The following is a 23664-nucleotide window of genomic DNA, read 5'->3' on the forward strand; positions in this document are numbered from 1 at the left end:
TGCTGTAATAGACAAGCATCACTGAAAGTGATGATAAAGAGAAGGCACCTCGCCACAATTAGACGAGGTGCTATTGGTTAGAAAGAGTAAGTCACACCAAGGGTTGCTGTGGTGCCTAATCCTTTAATATTGTAGCCACCGTAGGTGTATGACTGAGCGCGCGCAGGATAGTAGTCGCTGTTAAACAGGTTTTCGACACCCATAAACGCGTTCCAGTTTTCAGCGAACTGGTACTGTCCACTTAGGTTAACAATATTATAGCTCGATATAGGTCCTTGATCGCCCACATAGTCGCCGTCAGCATTTGGCGAGAAGCGTTTACGATCACCCACATACAGATAGCTAACTGTTAACGATAAAGTGTCTGATGGCTTCCAGTTTACGTTTGCCGTTGCTTTGGGTGGACTAATTTGGCGAGAGCCAAGGTACACATCAGCTTCGGTATTTTTCCCTTCAACGTAACTATATGTGGCTATCACATTGAGCGTTTCAGAGATTCGATAGTCTACTAAGCCTTCATAACCCCAAATTTCCTGTGGTGCGCGTACAGGCTCATACACACCTGTCACTTCGTTGAAACTATTGGTCGTACCAAGTTCAGATGTACTTCTGTAAGCCGCAACTTCAAGGCGTACCTGGTCGAAAAGAGAAGTGAAACCCACTTCGTAGTTATCGATGATAGAAGCTTCCGTTTGAATAAGACCAATATCATCTACCGTTGCAGCGCGCAATAGGCGGCCAATGTCAGCGATATCTGAACCTTGCGAGTAATTGAAAAACGGGCTAAAGCTGTCGCTCCAGTTATACTTAATTGCAATGTTATAAGTGGTTGCGTCATAATCTATAGTGTCCCCCTTAACTTGAAGAGGAACAGAGCATTGAGTTGCAGAGCGACACAGCTTCAGTGTTTCGTAGTCATCAACCGATAAATCGATACTCTCCCTTCTCACACCTGCCTTTACAATAACGTCGTCGTGAATTACCCATTTTGTTTGTAAAAAGCCAGCTAAGCTGTCCATTTCCATTTCAGGAACCCACACGCGCCCATCAACCAGCGGTTGTGAGGTAGTGTCTTTTAGCGCGTCGATACCATAGATAAACGTGGCTTCTACGCCATCGAAATCAATGGCAGTATTAAACGTCGCGCGAGCGCCGCGCTTTTCAGAGCGAATAATAGACTGGCCGCCGTCGTAGCCCTCATCGGGGTTAGCTAAGTTAGGCGAAAAGAAGAATACGTTCTCAATATCTTGCGAGTACACATCAAGCGTCATTTCACTGTTTGCAAAGATATTGCTGTCTGTGTATTTCAAGGTGATGTTCTCATTTCCGTCAGGCCCCTGAGGTTTACCGCGTTTTTGCAGAGCTTCAGGTACGTGGATAGCGTAGGTTTTCACGCCTTCGTTGATGTCTCCGGGAACATCTCCCAAATCAGTTTTTTGTTGAGAGCTAAAGTAGTTGTAGCTAAATTGAAGGCGTTTCTCTTGATCGAAATCGTAACCAAATTTGGTAAAGTAGTTCTGTGTTTCAGCGTCTGACAGGCCGTACTGCAAACCTAAGATGTCGCCTTCAGCATCGCGCTGAACGCCGTTTTCCTCGTAACTGGCGGTAACAAGGTAATCGAAATTCTCCACCTTGCCGTTAATCGCAGCTGAAATACGCGCACCGGCTGACTCTTCAAGCTTCACTGCGCTGAAACGTGAAGACAAACTTACTTGGCCCTCATGCGTGTCTTGCGCTGTTGCTTGTTTGGTAATGTAGTTGATAATACCGCCTGACGCTCCATTGCCATAAACAGACGTAGCGCCCTTAATTACCTCAATTCTAGCAAGCGCGCTAGGGTCAATCGTTTTCACACCTAACGAGCCATTTCTAAGCGGCGTGGACTGAGGCACACCGTCAATCATCACAAGCGGAGCTCGTCCGCGCAAAGACTGGCCAGTATTGCTCGAACTACCTGTATCTGGAGCTAAGCCCGGCACCATCTGCGCTAACAAGCTCTGTAACTCGGGATTTACCTTTAGGTGATCTTCAATCTGCTTTCTTGAAATAACGGTGATTGACGCTGGTACTTCATCAATACTTTCAATAACACGACTTCCAGAAACGATAATACGTTCCATATCCTTTTGGGCATCATTAGCAAAAGAAGGCGCACTAACGGCTAAGGCAATGAGCGTAAGCGATGGTCTAAACATGAAAACTCTTTTAAGAAAATAAGGTTACGAAAGGCGCGTTATACTAAAGGTGTAGAAGAACAATGTAAAGATAATGAAAATTATTCTCATTATCTAAAGTGGCGTTTATACCAAAAGTAAAACCCTGTTATCGTAAAAAACGCAGGGAGTAATGCGATTAATAACCAGATAAATTCAAGCAATGGGCCCGCGAAATCACCAATGTGAAACTTGTATTTGAAGTTCCAAACCTGCGTCGCTACATTCGCTTTTGATGCATCGTAATAACCCGTTATTTCTCCATTTTGAGGGTTTGTCCAAACCCAGCTGTAGGCGTGAGACTCGCCGGGGTTTTGCATTCTGAAACCTATGTGTTCGCCTGAATTTTTTGGGAAGTAAATGCGAAATAGTGACGCATTGGGAAACACCGCTATGGCGTTTTGATAAGATGTATCGATAGCCACTGAAGCACTACTAGCATCGTGGGATAACGGTTCAGGTACTGGCCTTTTCTCAACTTTTGAAAAAGTAACGGTTTCCACCACCTGCTGCGTAGCGCTTTTCCAATTAAACGCCATGCCACTAAAAGCGATGAGTATTAGTGGTATAGCCAAATAAACGCCCAGCACTGTATGAAGTTGATACATGAGAATTCGAAACTTGGCGCGGCGTTTAATCGCAAGGCGTTTTATTCTATTTTTTGGCTTTACCCAAAGGTAAAAACCCACAATTACTTCAAGAAGTAGAACTAAGGCACTAACAGACACCCAATTTCTAAGTGGCCTTTCGTTGTCACCATCTTGATACAACAGCCATCGATGGATAGCCATGGTGAACCCATAAAACGTGCTGTAATAATCGTATCTATGAAGTATTTCGGTAGAGTTGGGGTTTACACTTACGTATTCGCCATTGTTGAGCTTCCCTTGCCAAGCGAGTTCAGGGTCTGACTCGGGCATTAAAAGCTCGACTTTCTGACCCGTCTCGTCTTCCAGCGCATTCACTATGTAAGAAAGGGGTAAGGGCGATTCGTGAGATTCTATGGTCCACTTCTCTGGTTGGACAAAGGTTTGGATATCTTTTGCATAAATTAGCAATGCACCGGTGATGCTAAGGCAAATAATAAATAACCCACATACCAGCGCTAATAGAAGGTGCAGTCGTCGTACCCAAAGTTTCAAAACAGCGCTCACAAATTGCGAAATAAACGCGAATAGTAACGATTCTCGAAAATTGGTCAATGAAAGTTAAACGCTAAAATCGTGCTTACAATCGCATAAGCTAAATGAATCTATCCTACTTTGCAGTAAGATTAACCTTAGTTTTACAATTCAAGAGTACGTATCTTCATGTTAAGTCATGTACTCTGATGTAGACAGAAAATAAATAACAAGCGGTTGGAAACACAATTATGATAACGACAAAGAAAAGTTTACTGGCCATCACGCTAGTAAGCGCCCTGGGCTTGGGCGTCGCACCTACTTTATACGCCCAAAACGACAGTGAAGAAAAAACAGAATCCGAGCTTGAAACGTGGGAAGTCAGCAACCCACCTTATGCATTAAACGAAGTCACTATCAAAACAAACGAAACCACGTGGTCTAGCTTAGACGTTGCACCAAACGGCGAGTTTATGGTTTTTGACATGCTGGGTGACTTGTACAAAGTGAGCATGAGTGGTGGCGATGCGACCCCGCTGACCCAAGACTTCGCATGGAATATTCACCCTTCAATTTCTCCAGACGGTAAACAGATCGCATTTATCTCGGATAAAGATGGGTTAAGTAACGTATGGGTTATGGACATTGACGGTAGTAATCTTCGTCAGGTAACCAAAGAGAAAAGCAATCTTATCCACTCTCCTAAATGGAGCCCAGACGGCGAATACCTAGTGGTAACCAAAGGCATCATGTCTAGCCGTAGTATTCCTGCGGGCGAGATTTGGATGTACCACAAATCAGGTGGTGACGGCCTACAAATTAAAGCTCGTAACAGCGGAAAGCGCGACCAACAAAACATTGCTGACCCTGTATTCTCTCATGACGGCAAGTATATTTACTTTACCGAAAATACGGTTCCGGGCGCCCGCTTTGAATATAACCGCGACCCGTTAGAAGGCATTTTTGCTATCACTCGCTACGACCGCGAAACCGGCGAAGAGAGCCGCTATATTAGCGGTACGGGCGGCGCTGTGGTTCCTACGCCTTCACCTGACGGTAAATACATCGCTTTTGTGCGTCGCGTTAAAGATAGAACCGCGCTTTTCATTAAAGACATCAAGACAGGTGTAGAAACACCACTGACGTTAGAACTAGAGCGAGATATGCAGGAAGGCTTTGGTTCGGAAGGTTACTTTGCCTACTTCGACTGGATGCCAGACAGCAGCGAAATCGTATATTGGACAGGCGGTAAGTTCCACACTATCAACGTGAAAGGTAAAACCACCAGCACCATGGACGTGACCGTTGAAGGCACGGTGAAATTTGCCGATGCGTTACGTTTTGACGTAGATGTCGCACCTGATGAATTTGACGTTCGCATGATCCGCTGGTCTCAAATGTCGCCCAACGGTAAATCCGTACTCTTCCAAGCGTTAGGTAAACTTTATGTGCGCGACGTTAAATCTGGCAAAATTAAGCGTTTAACGAAACAAAACGACCATGACGAATACTATCCGCGCTTCTCTAACGACGGAAAGTCGATTGTTTATACGACATGGAATGACCAAGACCTAGGCACCGTTCGCGTGGTTTCTGCTCGTGGCGGGAAAGGAAAGGTTATTACCCAGCAGCCAGGTCACTACATTGAGCCGTCGTTCTCTGCCGATGGCGAGAAAGTCGTCTTCCGCAAGTTTACGGGCGGCTACTTATTAGACCCCAAATACTCGGTTGAGCCAGGAATTTACGTAGCAGATCTTGAAGAAGACACCGTAGAAAAAGTCTCTGAGGGCGGCTACAACGCGCATTTCGCGGGTAACGACGACCGAGTGTATTTCACCGAATCAGCGGGCGGCGAAGCTTACTACGAAACCCAGCTTTCAAGCGTTAACCTTAAGGGTAACGACAAGCGAACTCACCTTTACGGTGCAGATAAAGTAAGTGAGTACAAACTTTCACACGATAAGAAATGGGTTGCGTTTGTTTACCAATTCAAAACGTACGTGGCGCCGTTTGTCGAAAATGGCAAGCGCATCACCATAGGCCCGAACATGACCTCACTGCCGGTAACGCAGCTCTCAAGCCGTGCAGGTGAATACTTAACGTGGTCGCCTGACAATAGAACCCTTAGCTGGTTTAACGGCCCTACGCTATTTAGCCGTTCACTCGATGAAGCCTTTGCCTTTGTTGATGGCGCAGCGGAAACGCTGCCTGAGCCGGTAGCTGAAGGTATGGATTTGTCGTTTACCACTAAAGCTGACAAGCCATCTGGTTACAAAGCTTTGGTTGGCGGTAAAGTGGTAACCATGCGCGATGCCGACAACACCCAAGAGGTGATTGAAGATGGCGTTGTGCTGATTAAAGACAACCGCATTGAAGCAGTGGGTAAACGTGGCGATGTGACCATTCCTGATGATGCAATGAAAATAGACACAACGGGTAAAACCATTATCCCAGGGCTTGTTGATGCGCACGCTCACGGCTCGCAGGGCCGCAATGAGATTATTCCTCAGCAAAACTGGAGTCAGTACTCGAATGTGTCGTTCGGCGTAACAACCATTCATGATCCTTCAAACGACACGACAGAAATTTTTGCTGCGGCAGAATTACAGCGTAAAGGCGATATTGTTGCGCCACGTATCTACTCCACCGGCACGATTTTATACGGTGCAGAAGGACTAGGTTACAAAGCGATTATCAACAATTATGAAGATGCCTATTTCCACGTAGAGCGCTTGAAAGAAGCCGGTGCTATTTCAGTGAAAAGCTACAATCAGCCGCGTCGTGACCAGCGTCAGCAAGTGCTGTGGGCAGCAAAAAATCAAGAGATGATGGTAGTGCCTGAAGGAGGCGGTAAGCTTCAGCAGAATCTGACTATGTTGGTAGATGGCCATACGGGTCTTGAGCACAGCATTCCTGTGGAAAAAGGCTACAGCGACGTCACTCAACTATGGAAAGCCACGGAGTTCGGCTATACGCCAACCTTTGTTGTATCGTACGGCGGCATGATGGGTGAAGAGTACTGGTACGACAAAACTGAAGTGTGGAAGAACCCGCGTCTTCTTCGCTATACCCCGTCGACGATTCTAGACAGCCGTGCGATCCGAAGACCTACTGCGCCAGAAAATCAGTACAACCACCAAAACGTAGCAAGCTACGCCAAAGAGCTCCGAGATAATGGGGTCAGTGTACATATTGGTGCTCACGGACAGCGTGAAGGCTTAGCTGCTCACTGGGAGCTGTGGATCATGGAACAAGGCGGCTTTACGCCTTGGGAAGCGCTACGCGGCGGTACTATTGATGGCGCGAAACACCTAGGTATGGGCAAAGATCTTGGCAGTATCGAAAAAGGTAAACTTGCTGACCTAGTGGTGATTGATGGCGACGTATTAAGCGACATTAGAAAGAGTGAATTCGTAGAATACACTGTACTAAATGGACGCGTATACGAGTCGGCCACCATGAACGAAGTGGGCAGTAAGAAAAAACGCAAACCGTTCTTCTTTGAACAAGACAATGCCACCTTTATGCCGCAACAAACGGCAGATGATGTGGAAGCGAAAGCGCACCACTATCATTGGGAGCATTAATTCTGCGTCCAAAGGCCTGTAGCAATAAATAACATAAACTAGTAGGCCTTAATTAACCCAACGCTAAAGCCGACGAAAGCTTCCTGTTTCGTCGGCTTTTTATTTTCTGAATATGAAAACTTACCTGTGCATGTTTAAAACTGAGTTTAGTCTTAAGTAAAAGAGTGGTATAACTGCTTTAAGGATGGAGGGTAATATATGAACCACCCCAAATCAGATTAAAAGGACTTATTCGCCATGCAGTATTATTTGCCACTAGCATTACTGCTTAACGCACTCATTTTTGCTTCAGCTGGCGCTCAAACGAGCGAAGCCCCTACCTATTATCAAGATTGCGCCGTTCTCGATTTTGGCGAACAAGATCTATCTACGATGACAGAAGCGGAGAAAATACAAGCGTTAGACGACTCCTTATTTGGCGCGCTAAACCAAAGCGAAGAATGCATGAACTCAGCGGCGCAATCGAGCGCACAAAGCGTAGCTAGCGCGGCGGGTCAAGGTACAGGGCAAGGCGCTGGTGCGGGTAATACCTCGAGCACATCATCTTCGGGGGCAGGCGCTGGGCAGTCTAGCTCACAAAGCAGCACTGCGTCTCAAGAATCATCGACGAATACACAAACAACCACTTCAAGTTCTGATCCTTCAAAACAGTCTGTTGGAGGACAAGCGAAAGGTGGAAGTTCAGCGGTATGTGACGCCGTAATTGCCGGCTTGCAAGGAGCAACAACTGAGTCTGAAAAGGCGCATTTCCAAGCATTAAAAGAGCAATACGGTTGTAAATAAAAAATCAGAGGAAGGAAAGGATATGTCTTCATTTAAACCCAAGGCCCTGTTTACCGTGGTCGCAACAGCATCGTTTATACTCTTGAGCGGATGTGGCTCAACGCAGACTAATGTCACCAGTGTAGGACCATCTATGGTAGGCCCAGGGGGCGGTCAGGCGTTAGGCGCGCAAAAAAATACCTACAACTACAACTCCGAAATTTATATGGATGTTGCCATACCTGTGTTTGACCCGGGCTTTCCTACAGAACGTGATGGCACTATCGATTACGATGAAATAGAAGAGGAAGGGATTTGGCCTCAAGTGCGTCGCTTAGAAGCTAACCGCTTTGCGATAGCAACCAAAGAAGCCCTAGGTGAAACCAAATCTTTCGGCAGCATTAACGTAACGCCAGATGCTTCTGCACTTGCCGATGTTTACGTGCTGGGCAAAATTAATTACTCAGATACTGAAACTGTAGAAATTGGCGTGAAAGTGATGGACGCTAAAAACACAGTATGGGGTGAAGAAGAATTTGAATACCGCGTAAGTGAAGGCTGGTATCGCGATGCCATGTCTCGCGGCGAAAACCCTAACGGCCCAGTTTTCGAGCAAATTGCAAAATTCGTTTATGATTTGCTTATAAAGAAATCCGATGCCTACAAGCAAGAAGTGCAAATGGTGTCAGACCTGCGCTACGCACAAATGTATAGCCCTGAGTCGTTTAGCCAATACCTTACTCAAGGCAGAAGAGGTGAGATTGAGCTAGTAAGTGCGCCTTCAGATAGCGATCCAATGCTTCGTCGCGTGCGCGCCATACAGGCAAAAGATGAACAATTTATAGATAGCCTTCAAGAAACCTATGATTCTTTTTGGGTAACCACTGAAGAGCCATACCGTAAGTACCAGAAAGAGACACTTCCTGAAGCCAAGAAAATCAGAGAACTTGAAGCAGAGCGCACCACACAACAAGTCACGGCAGGGTTATTCGCAGTCGCGTCAGTGCTTTTAGGCTCTAACTCTAGCTCAACGGCTGGTCAAGTAGCCGCTGCAGGTGCTGGTATTGCCGCAATTGGTACACTGAGCGAAGCAATCAAAACTAACAAAGAGCTTCACGCCCAACGGGATCTATTCGATGAAATGGGTCAAAACCTTGATATTCAGGTAGCCGATCAAATTGTTGAAATAGACAATCAACGAATTGAGCTTCAAGGCACAGCAAGCGAACAATACTACCAGCTTCGCGCTCGCCTTAAAGATATCTATGACATGGAATCCACACCAATGACTGCGCTATAAGCCCAGTCGTTGGTGTTATCAAAACCATTAAATAAGATATCTATTCTATTGTTAAGTTAGAGAGTAAAGGGTTACGCATGCCAAGCGTTGAGCAACAAATAGAGCAAAGCAGAGCAAAGAAAAAGGCACTCATAAAAAAGTCACTGCTCGGTTTTTCACTGGTCATGTTGATAGGCGTCGCAGGCGTGCTCCTTATCTCATATATGCCTACTGTCACATCGAACGTTACGGACGCCACGGATGACACGACGGCAGTACCCCAAACCGCAAAAGCTACACCCGCTGTGGAAGTTAATGCAGAAGAACGAAAAGCCCTTCAAATGGCGCTTAGCGAGTCAAAACAAAGTGTAAACGACTTGGTTAGTCGCGTTTCACACTCCCAGATGTTCTTAGAAAAAGCGAGTGAAGTTGAGCGCAAGTTGAATACTGCGTTTAATGAATATGGCGCGTCCAACTACAGCGCAGTTATAAATGCACTGGATGATATAAAGAGCTCAGTTGACACAATAAATACTGACTACGAAAACGCCTATACTCAACCTTATGAAGACGCCCTCCTTGCCTTCAATAACGGGAATGTTTCAAGCGCGTTTAACCTAAACAAAACGTCGTTAACGATAAACCCTGATTTCGAAAAAGCTAACATTTTGCAGCAACGCATTGATGTATTTGACGAGGTGCAAGACGCCTACGAGCAGGCGCGCATTGGTAAGGTCGAGAACAACATCAGCAAACAGCGCGAAGCGTACGCAAAAATAGTACAGTTAGATCCTGCCCGTAAAGACGCACAGCAAGCACTTGATGCTATTAACCGGCAATTGCAAGACAGCCGATTTGATACGCTGCTAGCTCAGGCAAATCGAGCTATCGAGCAAGGTGACTACCCTGCTGCCGCAGAATTCCTCAATGACGCCAAAAGTCTAAAAGCTTCAAGCAGTGAGCTTGCCACCATTAGTAAAAAGCTCGCGTCTTTAATTGCTTCACAAGAGCAGCAGAAAATTGAAAATCAAGTCGCCTTGTTTGTCAGCGCAGATGAATGGCAAACCGTAAAGCTGCTAGCTAATAAAGGCCTCGCTAGCTTTCCAGCCAGCCCTGCTTTACTTGAGGCAAAACAAAATGCCGAAGCCATACTCGATGCAGAAAAAAGCTTGAGCGCTTACCAAAGGCGGCCAGAACGTTTATCGGATAACAACGTCAGAAATCTAGCCCTGCAAGACATTGCGCGAGCAGGTTCACATGCAGAAAAGAGCGCAAAACTGCGTGCCCAAATATCTTCACTTGAGCAAGTGATCGACAATATCAATCAGCCCCGTTCCGTAACAATAACGTCGGATAACGATACCTATATTAAGGTACTTGGAGTAGGCCTCGTGGGGGAAGTAAAAACAAAAACCATTCAGCTGAAACCTGGTACATATCGCATTGAAGGGAGCCGCGAAGGTTATCGCTCAACCATTCAAGAGATTGTTGTTTCACCGTCAGACACCAACCTATCAGTACATGTTGTATGTACTGAAAAAGTATAAGGACCTATCTAGTGAGCAGTATTGATGACGCCATTGCCAAAGGAAAGAAGCGAAGAAAGGGCGTTGCTATAGCTTCATTAATAGGACTGGCCGCCGTTCTCGTTGTTTATTTTGGCTGGCTGTTTCTAACCAAAGGTTATGCCTTTGCGGTTTCTCCAGAACGTGCAGCACAAAATCCGCAATTTGCTGTTTTAAGTGGTAGTGCGATGTTCATCAGTGACAAGCTTTACGTGTTTGGTAGCCATGCCAAAGTCCAGGTTTCGGCCCCAAAATATCAAGACGCCACGGTTGTTATTAACAACAACTCGCCAAGCACTATTAATGTTACGCTCGTTCCTTTACCGGCAAAAGTCACCCTATCAACCTCCCCTTCGTTGAGTGAAATAACCTGGCATTTAAACGCTGAGAAAGTAGCGGTATCGAGAACCTACGTAACGGAATTAAAAAAGGGCAGCTACAGAGCGAGCGCCAGTCATCCGCATTATGAAACGGGTGAGATCCAATTTGATGCAGATATCGCGCAGGAAATTGAACAAGTTATTTCACTTTCTCCAGTTAAGGGCGCAATTAGCATAAACTCAAGCCCTTCTGGTGCCAATGTTTCCCTTGACGGTAAAGATATGGGTGTCACGCCACTTTCTATTAATATGAATGGCGGTAAGTACGAAATTGTCGTGACGAAGTCAGGGCTAGAGCCATTGGAAGACACCATTGAAGTCACTAGCCAACGCCCTAACCCGACAAGAAACTATAACCTTCAACCCCTTCAAGCACAGATAACAGTTTCGACAGACCCTCAAGGCGGCGTACTTACAGTAAATAATAAACCGACTGATACAAAATCTCGTGTGGATGCGAATACGCCACATATCGTCAAGTATGAAAAAACCGGATTCATTTCACAAAGCCAGCGGATCACGCTAGCTCCCGGCGAGAACAAAGCGCTTACCTTCAACCTTCAAGAAGAGCGAGGACAAGTGAATATAAGCGCGTCGTTAAGTGCAAAAGTTTTCATCGACGGTTCACCTAAAGGTCAAACGCCGCTTAATTTAACGCTTCAAGCTTTACCGCACACAGTAACATTCGAACGTGAAGGATATCGCAGTGTTACCAAGACTATTACACCTAGCGCAAACAAGCCGGTGAAAGTGCACGCTGATATGCTTACAGAGTTTGAAGCAAGACGGCGTGAAGGTAAGCCGCTTTTTGCAAATACACTGGGTATTCAACTTTCGCTTGTTACACCCAAAGCCTTCACTATGGGCTCTCCTGCAAACGAAAAGGATCGCCAGCGCAATGAAACGCAAAGAGACGTATCTTTTTCGCGTAAATTCTGGATGTCTAATCACGAGGTTACTCAGGCGCAGTTCGCCGCGTTCGCAGGGAAAGGGCCTAGCAGCAAGCTACCGATCACGAATGTTTCGTGGAGTGATGCGGTTGCGTTTACAAATTGGCTAAGCGAGAAGGAAGGACTAACACCGTTTTATGTTGTTCAAAATGGCAGAGTAACGGGTATTGATAAAACCTCGAAAGGCTATCGTTTACCTACGGAAGCCGAGTGGGAATTCGTTGCAAAAATGAATCGCCGAGCATCACCAACAATCTTTGTTTGGGGTAATCAGTTTAGGCTTCGCGATAAACAAGGTAACTTCGCTGATGCATCGCTAAGTGGGAAACAGACCTTCATTTTAAAAGACTACGATGACGGATTTGTCGACAAAGCCCCTGTTGGTTCGTTCAAAGCTGAACGCGGTGGATTCTACGATTTAGATGGCAATGTGCGTGAGTGGGTCCACGATGTTTACCAGAATTCACCATCAAACCAGTCTGGTACTTTTGACGACTACCTAGGCCCTGTTGGACAAGGTAAACACGTAGTAAAAGGCGCGTCGTTTCAAACGGGTCGGCTTAAAAATATTCGCGCAAGCGCGCGCAGCGGTGAGACTGAACCTGCTGACGATATAGGCTTTCGCATAGCGAGATACGAGAATTAATATGAAAAAGAAACTGATCATTGCTGCAGTATTGTTGGCCATTGCGGGCACCGCAAGTGCGTACTTTGTATCGTTAGATTCGCCGCAAGACTTTCCAACTAACATTTAACTATCAAGGAATGATGATGAATAAAGAGAATACGTTGTCAATGAACCCCAGCTTTCTTGTAAGTGGCGGGGTCTTTCTATTTATATTTGCCTTGGTACATTTCCTATTTGCCGGTGTCATTCGCCCCGCGGCCGAAAAAGTCATGGCAACGGCTGGCACAGCGTCCCTATCCTCTTTCTGGGTTATTCTTAAAGATATCGAGCAACAGGTTTGTATCTCGCTGATGCTGTTTTGCATTTTCCTAATGGTTTACAAACTTTGGAAGCTGCTGGATGAAGAAGAGATTTACTCACGAGACTTACTGCCTGAGCACAACAAAGATACGCCACTAAATGTAGATAAAGCGTTAGATGAGCTTTCGTCTTCATCTTATAGCGACACCCCCGCATACAGCACGTGGATAAACTGCATTAGACGCTTTAAAAACACACAGAACGTGCAGCATGCTGCCGATGCAATCCACGCTTCGGTAGAAAATATTGCTGCCCAGCTTGAAAGTGGTAATAACGTGATTCGCTACATAATCTGGGCTATTCCTTCGATTGGTTTCGTTGGCACTGTTCGCGGTATTGGCGCAGCCCTTGCGCAAGCAGACGCAGCCCTAGATGGTGATATCGCGGGAATGACGGCTTCGCTGGGCGTTGCGTTCAACTCTACGCTCGTCGCGCTTTTTATATCGCTTATATTAATGTTGTTAATGCACCTGTTAAATGGTCGCCAAGACACTATGGTAATTCGCACACAAGAGTCTTGTGAACACCACCTTCTGTCACACCTTCACAACTAATTAGGCGAGACAGTAATGCCTAAAGTGCGTAAAGCCGAAGACGGATTTAACCTGGCGTTTTTAGACGTTATGGCCTGTGGCCTTGGCGCGGTTATTCTTATTTTCATTCTGGTCGACTTTAAAGCGTTTACACCTACACCAACTGAAGAGAAAGAAAAATTAGAGCAGGAACTCGCCGCCGCAGAGCAAGAACAACAAAAACTCAAAAAGTCGATTGACGAATTAAACGATAAAATTGCCCTTGAGTCAGCGAAGCAAGACGATGCTCAGCAAGCGCAAGCAGATACAACGCAAGACCAGTCAAAACTACTGCAAGATATCTCTACAGAAATGGCAGTAGTGGCTGATCTTGAAAACCAGCTAGCCGCATTGTCTAAAGAAGTAGAAAAGTCAGCCAACATTCAAATGCAAGGTACCGGCGAACAGAACTACATCACTGGCATGAAAATAGAGGGCCCGGAAATAGGTCTGCTAATTGACAAAAGTGCGTCAATGATGGGCGACAACTTGGTGGATATTTTAGGCAAGTTAGCGTTGAGTGATAGCCAGAAGGTCTCTACGCCGAAGTGGATACGCACCAAACGGGTAGCCCAATGGATGCTCGCGCGAGTCCCTTTAGAATCAAGAGTCACCGTAGTGACTTTTTCAGACACCGCTACCACACTAGGCCTTCGTGATGTAAATAGTGCCAAAGTCAGCGGTTCGATGAACGCAATAGTTAAAGACCTCGGTGCTGTCGTCCCCAATGGAGGAACAAATCTTCAAGAAGGTTTAAGCATTTTATTTAAAGCTAACCCAAACATCACCGATGTGTATATTGTCACCGATGGCCTTCCTACCTTGGGTGACGGACTACCTATGAGCTGCAAAAGCTTCATTAGTAGTAAAAAGTCAATTTCATCAGATTGCCGTAAGACCTTATTTGTTGAAACCGTTAAGCGCGCTAAGAAAGGCGTGCATTACAATGTGATTTTGCTGCCCATTGAGGGCGATCCTTTTGCTTCACCTATGTACTGGGAATGGACCCGCGCAACAAGCGGCACTTTCCTATCACCTGCTCCGGAGTGGCCTTAATGCGCAAAATTCAACGAGCCCCCGTTGAGGTATTCAACATTGCCTTTCTCGACATAATTTCCTGTGCTTTCGGCGCCGTAGTTATGCTGGTGCTTCTGGCCAAAAACGGTACTGAAGACACCGAGCGCGGCCCTAGTAACGTAAGCGTTCTTATTGACCAGGTATTACAGGCTCAAGTTGATGTGGAAACGCTCAAAGGCGCACTGTCAGATAAGCAACAAGAACTGAAAGCAGCACAAAGCAAAACGGCTTCCGTCACGGAACAGAAAGACAATTTAGACTCATCGATACCACGCGCACAACAAACCATTAATCAACTGAAAGACAAAGCTTCGTCGCTGCGTAACGAAATACGCCAAGCAACCGCTATGTTAAATACGCCGAATCCGACAGATACCCCTGACGATGATGTTGGTGGAATTCCCACCGATGCTGAGTACGTTATTTTTGCTATCGATAACTCGGGTTCCATGTCCTCTGGCAGTGGTTGGAATCGCGTGATCACCATCGTAAACGACATTTTAAAAAACCATCCTAAAATGAAAGGTTTTCAGATTATGTCTGCTGACGGAAGCTTTATGTTTTCCAGTAGAGCTGGGCAATGGCTAGATGACAGACAAACAATGAGAGATACCGCAATGAGCCAAATGAAGAGCTTTAAAGGAGGGGCGAGTCAGCCTGAAGCGGGGATCCTTAAAGCCATCAAGCTGTATAAAAACACCAAGGGGCGCGTGAGTCTTTACGTGTTTGGTGATGATTATCAAAGGCCGAATTTAGATCAGGTTGTAAGTCAGATTACCCAAGCTAACCAGGGTGCCAATGGACAGCCTGTTATTCGTATACACGGCGTAGGCTTTAGCCGAAGTAATGGAAACGCACAGCGCTTCAGTGCATTTATGCAGGCGGTGGCGAAGCGAAACCGCGGCGCTTTCATCGGCCAATATTTTTAGTCTCTATTGGCCGATGAATCGCCTCGTTGGCCAAGGTTTTATCTGTTTCGGCCATACTGTTCGTGTGACGACACCCAGTCTGACGAACTAATGGCTGATGCTAGTGATATCTCTCCAGCCAACACCACAGACGCCACAATTTCTGCAAATTTATACACGCGATCTCGCCCGTAGCAATCCAGCAACTCTAAGCACTCGCGCTGTGTACCTATTCCTGTACCACCGCCATACGTCGCTACGATGAGCGATGGAATGGTAATAGACACGTACAGGTCACCGTCGTCTGTTAATTCTGAATACATCATTGCCGCCGACGATTCAGATACGTTTGCAACATCCTGCCCTGTGGCGATAAACATAGCAGTAATACCGTTTGGTGAATGCAGACCCGTGTTATTCACACCAGACAAGAAAGATCCTACGCCAGCTACACGGCCGTGATAATCTATCTGTTTGGGGTCTACGCGCATTACTTCTAATAAATGTTCGCGTTTAATAGTGGCTTCAGCTGTCACCCGTTTACCACGGGTACGCATAATATTTATTTGAGAGGCCTTTTTGTCTGTAGCAAAGTTAGACTCAAGGTAGAAATTCTCTATCCCCTCATAATGATCAAGTATCCACCCGCATGCTGCGAAGGTAGCACGGCCAACCATGTTTTGACCCGCTGCGTCACCGGTCTTAAAGTTAAAACGCAAAAACGCAAATTTGTTCGATAGGAAATGGTCGATATACGTCAGCTTAGCAATACTTGAGGTCGCTTCTGCTTCTTCCTTAATCTTTTCAAAGTTTGCTTTAATCCATTTAACGAAATCTCTGGCACCTCGTGCATTTTCAAAAATAAATACAGGGGCTCGCTGCATAGCATCGTCGACGACCGTTGCCGTTACGCCACCGCTCATGTTAAGCAGCTTCATGCCTCGGTTGTACGATGCCACCAGCGTACCTTCGGTAGTCGCTAACGGCACGACAAACTCCCCTTGTGCATGCTCTCCGTTTATCTTCAACGGCCCTGCAATACCAATAGGAACCTGCGCCACGCCAATAAAATGCTCAATATTCCCCTTAAGCGCTTGTGGGTCGATTGAGTACTTACCTACGTGATCAATTTTCTTTCCGGTGGCGCTTTCGAAATATTCTTGGCGTGTTTTTATAATACTTTCGCCGTAGTCATCCATGTCGTCACGAGGAATAAAAGCGCTGCGTTGTCCTGGCGCAGTAATATTGTCTTCCACTTCAAATTTAAGCTTTCCAAAAGGCGAAGCAGAAAAGCAAATACCCAGTTTTCGCTTTTCTGGGCACGGCGCTTCATCAATATCTAAATGCACGGTAATGGTTTGACGCAAGCCAAAGGGCTCTCCGTCTGATTTATTTAATGCTTCTATGGAAATACTGGAGTCGGGAGTTAACTGGAGTGAAATTTTATGCTCTGGAATTTTTTCGCCATCAAGAGATATCCACTTTACTTCTTTAATGGTTGCGTCTTTCAATCTGTTTTTCAGAGAAAAAGATAAGCCTTTATCTGTCTTCGTAAGACTTGCGCGTGTATAGAGTTGCTTTAAAAGTATGCTGGGCACAAACATGAGGCTTCCTTCTGTGTGTTTTTACCGTGTTATTTTCATATTCCTTTGTTTTTTATAGCACATTCTTTATACAGCTCTATGACTTCTTTGTATTTTACTGGCAATTATTTGTGTCTGAATCACTTCTAAATTTGAGCCAGCCGCTTTCAAAAATGCGCCAACACCAGTGAAACCGTGTGCTACTGAAATATAGACCTTAGCAGTAATTCATCAAGTTCCCAACCCACCTAAAGTGAACACCGTCACCGCAGTAATGTTGACCACAAGGTATCTGGTAGTAACAAAACGGAGGCGTCAAGGACTGTGATGCCAAGGAGAAAAAGCCTAAACGGAAGTGGCGGCCAGATACCTTTAACGTGACCCAAACAAAGTTAGATAAGCACTGCAACGCAAATGCATAAACAAAAAAGGAATGGAGATGAGAACAGGACTGTTTAGAAAGGAAGTCATTGATGAGCAATCAAATGCTGTTGATGGACGTTTTTTAATGACCCCAAAACCTGTTTATTCTGCAATAGCTGGCCTGCTTGTGGTCTGGATTTTGGCAGTGATTATTTATCTAAATACGGGAAGCTACGCACGAAAGGCATCAGTGAGTGGATGGCTGGAACCCAGTCATGGCGTTTTTAAGCTCTATGCGGATGCAAGGCGCGGCAAAGTGCTTGATGTATTGGTCAGTGAAGGTCAATTAGTGAGTAAGGGCGCGCCGCTAATTAAGATCAACTACAGTAGCGATGATGCATCAGGTAATAAAGTTAGCACGCAGTTGCTCGCTGAGCTTGAAGCAAAGCAGCATCGAACACGTCAAAGTATTCAACGTCTTGATGTGTTGCATAGAGCGCAGCGACAAGGCTTAGAAGAACAACTAAGCCAAGCCAAACGGGCATTAACGGCTTTAGACGCCATCGTTGAATTGTCGCAAACCCAGTGGGCACTAGCACTAAAGCAGTGGGAGAAAGCGCAAACCTTACTTAATCAAGGGCACATTAGCCAAGCAGACTATGAAAACCATACGCTACAAAGATTGACCGCCGAACAACAGCTTACGTTGGCCCAAAAAGACCAAAATGACGAAAAGGCGAATATCGCTGCTCTCCACCATGAACTTGCCACTTTGCCTCAACAGCAGGCCAATGAAATGGCAAACGTGGAGAACACCTTGAGCGATCTCACGCAGCAAATAGTAAGTCACAAGAGTAACGCAGAAGAAACGATTTATGCGCCTCACAATGGCGTGATATCCGGCCTTCAAGTAAAGGCGGGATATACCATCGATAGCTCTCGCCCGCTTCTTACCTTACTGCCTAAAAATGCTGACATTCAAGCGCGTATTGCAGTTCCCGTGCGGTCTGCTGGATTTTTACGCAAAGGCCAAGCCCTGCATATTCGATACGACGCATTTCCTTATCAAAAATTTGGTGTGCAGTCAGGCGAGATAGTGAACATTTCACCTTCGTTGGTGCTACCTGGTGAGCTTACCGACATCCCTATTTCTATTAGTGAACCCGCTTATCTTGTTACTGCAACGCTAAATACAAAAGAAATATTGGCTTATGGAAACAATATTTCACTGAAAGCTGGGATGACATTTTCTGCAGACGTAGATTTAAGTCAACGTACGTTGATGGAGTGGTTAATGGAACCACTGTATAGCATTACTGGGAAGCTGTAATCATGATGAACATTACACACCCACTTTCAACGCAAATCCTTTATACAAAAAAGCGTGTGCCCGTTGTACTGCAAAGCGAAGCAGCTGAGTGTGGACTTGCTTGTATGACTATGATTGCGCAGTACTATTCTGATAAACGTGATCTAAATGCTCTACGTCAGACTGTGTCTGTGTCGCTACGAGGCACTACGTTAAAAGACGTAATGCGCATTGCAAGTGATTTGGGTTTCCAAACCCGCGCCATCAAGATAGAAATGGAGCACTTAGCGCAATTATCTTGCCCTGCAATTCTACATTGGAACATGAATCACTTTGTTGTGTTAACTAAAGTGAAAGGAAAAACCCTTACCATTCACGACCCCGCGCTTGGAGAAAGAAAACTCACTTATTCTGAGGCGTCGAAGTACATTACCGGTATTGCACTTGAAGTCACGCCTAGCGACACATTTAGTCCCAAGAAGTCCGCGCCACGTTTGGGTCTTAGTCAATTCTTCACTCGAACAACAGGGTTTAAGCGCAATCTTCTAACCCTTTTTGCGTTATCGATTGTGTTGCAGTTATTTGCACTTGCTTCACCCTATTACATGCAAACAGTCGTAGATGATGTATTGATTTACAACAACGATGCATTACTGAAAGCGCTGGCAATAGGGTTTGCCCTGCTACTAATAATAGAAACTTTTACTAGCGGGATAAGAAAGTTCGTTATTCTGTCGGTGTCGTCTCGCCTTCAGCTTCAAATGTCGGCGTCGGTATTTAAGCACTTATTATCGCTTCCCTTGGACTACTTCGACAAGCGACATATTGGCGATGTGGTATCCCGCTTTGGCTCACTGGCGAGTATTCGTGAGTTCCTAACCACCGGCCTGGTTACTGCGCTGTTAGACGGGCTCATGGCAGTGATCACACTAGCAGTAATGATTTTATATTCGCCCAAACTCACTCTGGTTGTAGTGGCGATCATGCTTGCCTACCTCGCCGTTCGTCTTGGACTGCTGCCGTTTATTAAACGTCTTACAACTGAACGCATTGCGCTTGCAGCATTAGAACAAAGTCACTTTATGGAAAGCGTACGCGCTATCCTACCTATTCGCGTATACAGCCAAGAAGTACAGCGCCACGGGCAGTGGCAAAACAAGCTTGTCGCCACGCTAAACAAAGACATCACTCTTGGAAAAATCAGCATAGGCAGCGCACTGACCAATCAGCTATTGTTTGGCGCTGAAAATTTGGTCGTTGTGTATATTGGTGCCAGCCTGGTTATGGAAGGAACCCTTTCGATAGGGATGCTGCTGGCATTTATGGCGTACAAAGCTCGCTTTGTCAGCGCATTAGATGGCGTAGTTAACAAGCTGATTGAGCTTAGTATGTTAGGTGTTCACTTCAACCGCTTAAGCGACATTTTACTTACACCATCACAGCAGAAGCCTCTGTCGTTAAAAACTAAGGACGATACATTTGAAAAACAAAACGTTCATTTTAGCAATGCAGACGTCCCCAACTCATCCACGTCCAACTCACTTGCACCTAACGTTTTAACACCTGATGGCGCAAGTACGCCCTCGCTTCTTGATGCCAAAACTCGCCCTGTAGCGCTTAAAGCGACGGCGCTCAGTTATCGCTACAGTGAAACCAATGCGTGGGTGTTTAAAAATCTAATGTTCTCGGTACATAGCGGAGAGATCGTCGCAATCACAGGCGATAGCGGCTGTGGAAAAAGCACAATGCTTAAGTGCCTGATGGGACTGTACCCTGTTTCAGAAGGCAATATCGAACACCCAAGCTCTACAAACCCAGTCATCGCGTCAGTGCTTCAGGAGGATACCTGTTTAAGCGGCACCATCGCGCAAAATATCTGTTGTTTTGAAGAAGCTCCCGACCTCAAGAAAATGGTTTACGTCGCTCAGCTTGCCTGTATCCATGAAGAAATCATGCAAATGCCTATGCAATACCACTCCTTGGTCGGTGATATGGGTAGCAGCTTAAGTGGTGGTCAAAAACAGCGCCTGCTTCTAGCAAGAGCGCTTTACCAAGAGCCAGACATTTTATTTTTAGACGAAGCAAGCAGTCACCTAGATATGGAAAACGAGGCTCAGATAAATCATCACCTTAAGTCTCTAAATATGACGCGAATTATTGTGGCACATCGGCCTCAATCAATTGCCATGGCAGACAAGGTTTATCGTCTGGAAAACGGCAACTTACATCTATGCCCTCCCACTGAAGTAACAGGAAGCGCAACATCAGGTAAACACGGAGAAACACTATGAAAACACATGAAATCAGAGAACCCGCAGTATTGATGACAGCAGCTGAACGCATGCAAATAGATGCGAACGGCATTACCGCCCGGAACAGCGTTATCCCCATTGACTGTTTATCAAAACGCGAACTACAAGTTGCACACAAAATAATGGAAGGACGCTCAAATAAGGTTATTGCCTCAGAGCTATTCATCAGTGAAAGGACCGTCAAATTTCACTGCGCCAACATTTACAAAAAGCTCAACATTAGCAACCGTTCTGTGCTTATTGCCTGCTGTTTTAGAACCCTTTACCAAGAAGTGGCTTCGCTGTAAGCGTGTCCACTTCATTACTCACCACGCCACTACAAGGAGCGTACATTATGAAAAACCATCCATTAACTCAGAACCAACCAGCAAATACTAAGCTTGCTACCGTTGCTGAATCTCAGCTATTTGAGGTATCCGGCGGACTACGAGCTCGCCTAAGTGAAAGTGTGCCGGTAGTCGGTCCAACACCTAAAGAGCCCGTTTACATAACCATGGCTATTGGTGAAGGCGGCGGCAAACTACCTGATATTTTGTCGTAACTTACCGCTTATCAAAGTCAACACATGGATACGGTTTAGACAGTATCCCATGTGTTGCTTTAAGGGCTACTAGATTCTATGAACACTTAAAACGCTAGCAAGGAACGCAAATGCACGTCGCACTACTAGGCAGTGAGCAAGACCCACAAATTCAACATATAGCCAAAGCACTTCACCAAAATAACACGCCCTTTTATTTCGCCAATACGCAACATTTTGGTTCTACTTGGAAGATCAGCTATGACCCTGACTTCGATGACGGGCTAATTCATTTCAATTCGCCTTCACTTTGCGACCAACCTAGAGTTACGTTCTCGAATACCCAGGCCGCTTATTGGCATGAGTACCTACCTGGCATACCGCTAAAAGCCCCTCGTGATAATGCTAAAAACGATGCCAGTGCAGATGCTCAAACACAAGGTGATAGACCTCATGATGGTGAATCTACTTTGCTAGAAAACGCAGGGTGGGTTGAGCAGGAGCGAGCAAGTACGCTACTTTGCTGGTTCAGCTATAGCGACATTAAATGGGTGAACTCTATCGACGCTGTTCGAAGCCACCAGTGTAAACCTTATCAATCGCGTATTGCTGGCAAACTAGGAGCACATATTCCCTACACCTTTGTTGGCAATGCACCCGAGGTTGCTTCGCAGTTTTGTAACAATATGCGAGACGTTATTTACAAGCCCGTACGCGGCGGTCGAACTGCGCAGTTTGTGAATAAACAACCAAACATGCGCCCGTTACTCAATGCGCTTTTAGGTGAGCGCCCTGTTACCTTTCAAAAATATATTGCAGGCGTGAATGTACGAAGCTATGTGCTTGGCAATGACGTACTCAGCGTACAAATCGACTCAAGTGAATTAGATTACAGGAATGACGACAATGCGAGCGTATCGGTGATCCTAGTCCCCAGCGACGTTAAGCAGTTAGCTATCAAAATATGCAAAGCATTAGGTATGCACTGGTGTGCTATCGACTGGCGTAAAAGTGCGAAGGGAAAATACTTTTTTCTAGAGGCAAACCCCAGCCCTTACTTCCTAAAAGTAGAGAACGATACCGGTCTAGATATAACAGAAAAATTGGTAGCACTGCTGGTGAAGACTTCGTAGTAGCAAGCAGGACGTTTAGAGGCTAATTGGGTTTCCAAAACAAATTTGCGATTGTTTAGAAGCCTTTACGCAATCATTGACAATACCCCAGCTACCTATCAATATGATAGGATGAATTTCAAAAGGCATTCATGGCTAATCACAATCCCCAAGGAATTAATGAATTCCCTCTTACAGAGGAAACTGCCAGAAAAATAATGAATGACCTTGCAGAAAACTATACTCACCGGATTCGGTGGACTAAACATGTTAAACAGCGCATGCATGAGCGAGGAATCACTACAGGTCAGGTGATCACTTTATTAAAAAGTAAGCACTCAGTATTTAGAGAGGGGCCATATCTTGATATTTCTGGAGACTGGAAATTTAATTTGAAAGGTTTAGCTGCGGGCAAAGTTATCGAACTCACTGTTGCACTTAAAAATCATCATGATAGTCCAATGTCATTTCTAATTACTGTATGGATAAGTTGAGAGGGTAAAATGTACCATTACACTGAAAGCGGGTTATCAAATGTATACCTGAAAAACGGTGTTACCGTTGAAGTTGTAGACGGTGAAGAATATACAAGCATTGACGATATGAACGGTCTTCATAGTGCGATAGCACAGACAATTGTTAATACCAACAAGCCTCTTGCTCATGATGAGTTTAAATTCTTACGTGTAGAACTAAATGTTTCTCAAAAAATGCTGGCGAATCGTTTTGGTGTTGATGAACAGACCATTGCGCGTTATGAGAAAGGTCAAACAAAAATTCCACGGACAACAGATGCTGCCTTAAGAGCCTTATACATGGAAAGCCAAGAGAAGAATAATCCCGTAAGTTACTTTCTTGATTTACTAGCAAATACCCAAGCGGAAGAAGCTGCAAAAATAATTCGTCTTGAAGAAGTCGAAGACCATTGGGAAAAAGTAGAATGGTAAAAAAGCCGACTTAACGTCTAATGCCGATCAGTTAAGAAAATTTTCATGATCGGTTGACCGATCTTTTTAAGGCTTCAAAATCCGATATCAGTCTCTGGTATCGGATTTTTTAATGT

Annotated in this window: 18 protein-coding genes; 15 read left to right on the top strand and 3 right to left on the bottom strand. The window is 45.4% G+C overall.

Translation table 11 applies throughout. The features are described from left to right. Window positions 1-77: 77 nt before the first annotated feature. Together MHN09_RS14380 and MHN09_RS14385 are read right to left on the bottom strand one after the other, a co-directional pair. Complete coding sequence (locus MHN09_RS14380) at window positions 78-2195, bottom strand: TonB-dependent receptor (RefSeq protein WP_239241189.1); 2118 nt, start codon at window positions 2193-2195, stop codon at window positions 78-80. A gap of 89 nt (window positions 2196-2284) precedes the next feature. Then, window positions 2285-3415 carry a PepSY-associated TM helix domain-containing protein gene (locus MHN09_RS14385; protein ID WP_171337415.1) on the bottom strand — a complete coding sequence of 377 codons (1131 nt, stop codon included), beginning with the start codon at window positions 3413-3415 and terminating at the stop codon, window positions 2285-2287. 170 nt (window positions 3416-3585) lie between these two features. Between MHN09_RS14385 and MHN09_RS14390 the strand changes: the two genes are divergently transcribed. The 8 genes from MHN09_RS14390 (at window position 3586) to MHN09_RS14425 (ending at window position 15423) form a co-directional block, all read left to right on the top strand. Then, on the top strand, window positions 3586-6921 hold the full coding sequence (locus MHN09_RS14390; protein WP_239241191.1) for an amidohydrolase family protein: 3336 nt from the start codon (window positions 3586-3588) through the stop codon (window positions 6919-6921). Window positions 6922-7158: 237 nt separating this feature from the next. Next, window positions 7159-7704 carry a hypothetical protein gene (locus MHN09_RS14395; RefSeq protein WP_014977561.1) on the top strand — a complete coding sequence of 182 codons (546 nt, stop codon included), beginning with the start codon at window positions 7159-7161 and terminating at the stop codon, window positions 7702-7704. A 22-nt stretch (window positions 7705-7726) separates the two neighbouring features. Beyond that, window positions 7727-8983 (top strand): hypothetical protein, encoded by a 1257-nt coding sequence (locus MHN09_RS14400; RefSeq protein WP_014950954.1) that lies wholly within the window; start codon window positions 7727-7729, stop codon window positions 8981-8983. Between the two features lie 77 nt (window positions 8984-9060). Continuing rightward, window positions 9061-10509, top strand: coding sequence for a hypothetical protein (locus tag MHN09_RS14405; protein ID WP_069945062.1), 1449 nt, complete (start codon window positions 9061-9063; stop codon window positions 10507-10509). Window positions 10510-10520: 11 nt separating this feature from the next. Continuing rightward, window positions 10521-12503 (top strand): SUMF1/EgtB/PvdO family nonheme iron enzyme, encoded by a 1983-nt coding sequence (locus tag MHN09_RS14410; RefSeq protein ID WP_239241193.1) that lies wholly within the window; start codon window positions 10521-10523, stop codon window positions 12501-12503. Window positions 12504-12628: 125 nt separating this feature from the next. After that, a complete protein-coding gene (locus tag MHN09_RS14415) occupies window positions 12629-13399 on the top strand; it encodes a MotA/TolQ/ExbB proton channel family protein (protein WP_014977564.1) in 771 nt (256 codons plus the stop codon). A gap of 15 nt (window positions 13400-13414) precedes the next feature. After that, window positions 13415-14473 (top strand): vWA domain-containing protein, encoded by a 1059-nt coding sequence (locus MHN09_RS14420; RefSeq protein WP_014977565.1) that lies wholly within the window; start codon window positions 13415-13417, stop codon window positions 14471-14473. Next, a complete protein-coding gene (locus MHN09_RS14425) occupies window positions 14473-15423 on the top strand; it encodes a VWA domain-containing protein (protein ID WP_239241195.1) in 951 nt (316 codons plus the stop codon). Before MHN09_RS14420 ends, MHN09_RS14425 begins: the two co-directional genes overlap by 1 nt. Before the next feature lie 38 nt (window positions 15424-15461). Here MHN09_RS14425 and MHN09_RS14430 read toward each other — a convergent pair whose 3' ends face one another. Further along, window positions 15462-17006 carry a hydroxymethylglutaryl-CoA reductase gene (locus MHN09_RS14430; protein ID WP_014977567.1) on the bottom strand — a complete coding sequence of 515 codons (1545 nt, stop codon included), beginning with the start codon at window positions 17004-17006 and terminating at the stop codon, window positions 15462-15464. A 418-nt stretch (window positions 17007-17424) separates the two neighbouring features. Between MHN09_RS14430 and MHN09_RS14435 the strand changes: the two genes are divergently transcribed. From MHN09_RS14435 to MHN09_RS14465, 7 genes are all read left to right on the top strand, one after another. Beyond that, window positions 17425-18678: an HlyD family efflux transporter periplasmic adaptor subunit gene (locus MHN09_RS14435; RefSeq protein ID WP_014977568.1), complete on the top strand. Its 1254-nt coding sequence runs from the start codon at window positions 17425-17427 to the stop codon at window positions 18676-18678. Between the two features lie 2 nt (window positions 18679-18680). Beyond that, on the top strand, window positions 18681-20948 hold the full coding sequence (locus tag MHN09_RS14440) for a peptidase domain-containing ABC transporter (RefSeq protein ID WP_239241197.1): 2268 nt from the start codon (window positions 18681-18683) through the stop codon (window positions 20946-20948). Beyond that, window positions 20945-21256 carry a helix-turn-helix transcriptional regulator gene (locus MHN09_RS14445; RefSeq protein WP_014950963.1) on the top strand — a complete coding sequence of 104 codons (312 nt, stop codon included), beginning with the start codon at window positions 20945-20947 and terminating at the stop codon, window positions 21254-21256. Before MHN09_RS14440 ends, MHN09_RS14445 begins: the two co-directional genes overlap by 4 nt. A 47-nt stretch (window positions 21257-21303) precedes the next feature. Beyond that, the gene (locus MHN09_RS14450) at window positions 21304-21510 is read left to right on the top strand and encodes a hypothetical protein (protein WP_014977570.1); all 207 of its coding nucleotides are present in this window, start codon (window positions 21304-21306) and stop codon (window positions 21508-21510) included. Window positions 21511-21620: 110 nt separating this feature from the next. Continuing rightward, entirely contained in the window at window positions 21621-22622 is a 1002-nt protein-coding gene (locus tag MHN09_RS14455; RefSeq protein WP_014977571.1) for a hypothetical protein, read from the top strand. A gap of 131 nt (window positions 22623-22753) precedes the next feature. After that, window positions 22754-23095, top strand: a complete 342-nt coding sequence (locus MHN09_RS14460) for a DUF4258 domain-containing protein (protein ID WP_061096005.1) — start codon at window positions 22754-22756, stop codon at window positions 23093-23095. Between the two features lie 9 nt (window positions 23096-23104). Beyond that, the gene (locus MHN09_RS14465) at window positions 23105-23548 is read left to right on the top strand and encodes a helix-turn-helix domain-containing protein (protein ID WP_014950967.1); all 444 of its coding nucleotides are present in this window, start codon (window positions 23105-23107) and stop codon (window positions 23546-23548) included. The last annotated feature ends 116 nt before the right edge of the window (window positions 23549-23664 follow it).

The sequence above is a fragment of the Alteromonas sp. MmMcT2-5 genome, assembly GCF_022348315.1.
Lineage (GTDB): Bacteria > Pseudomonadota > Gammaproteobacteria > Enterobacterales > Alteromonadaceae > Alteromonas > Alteromonas macleodii.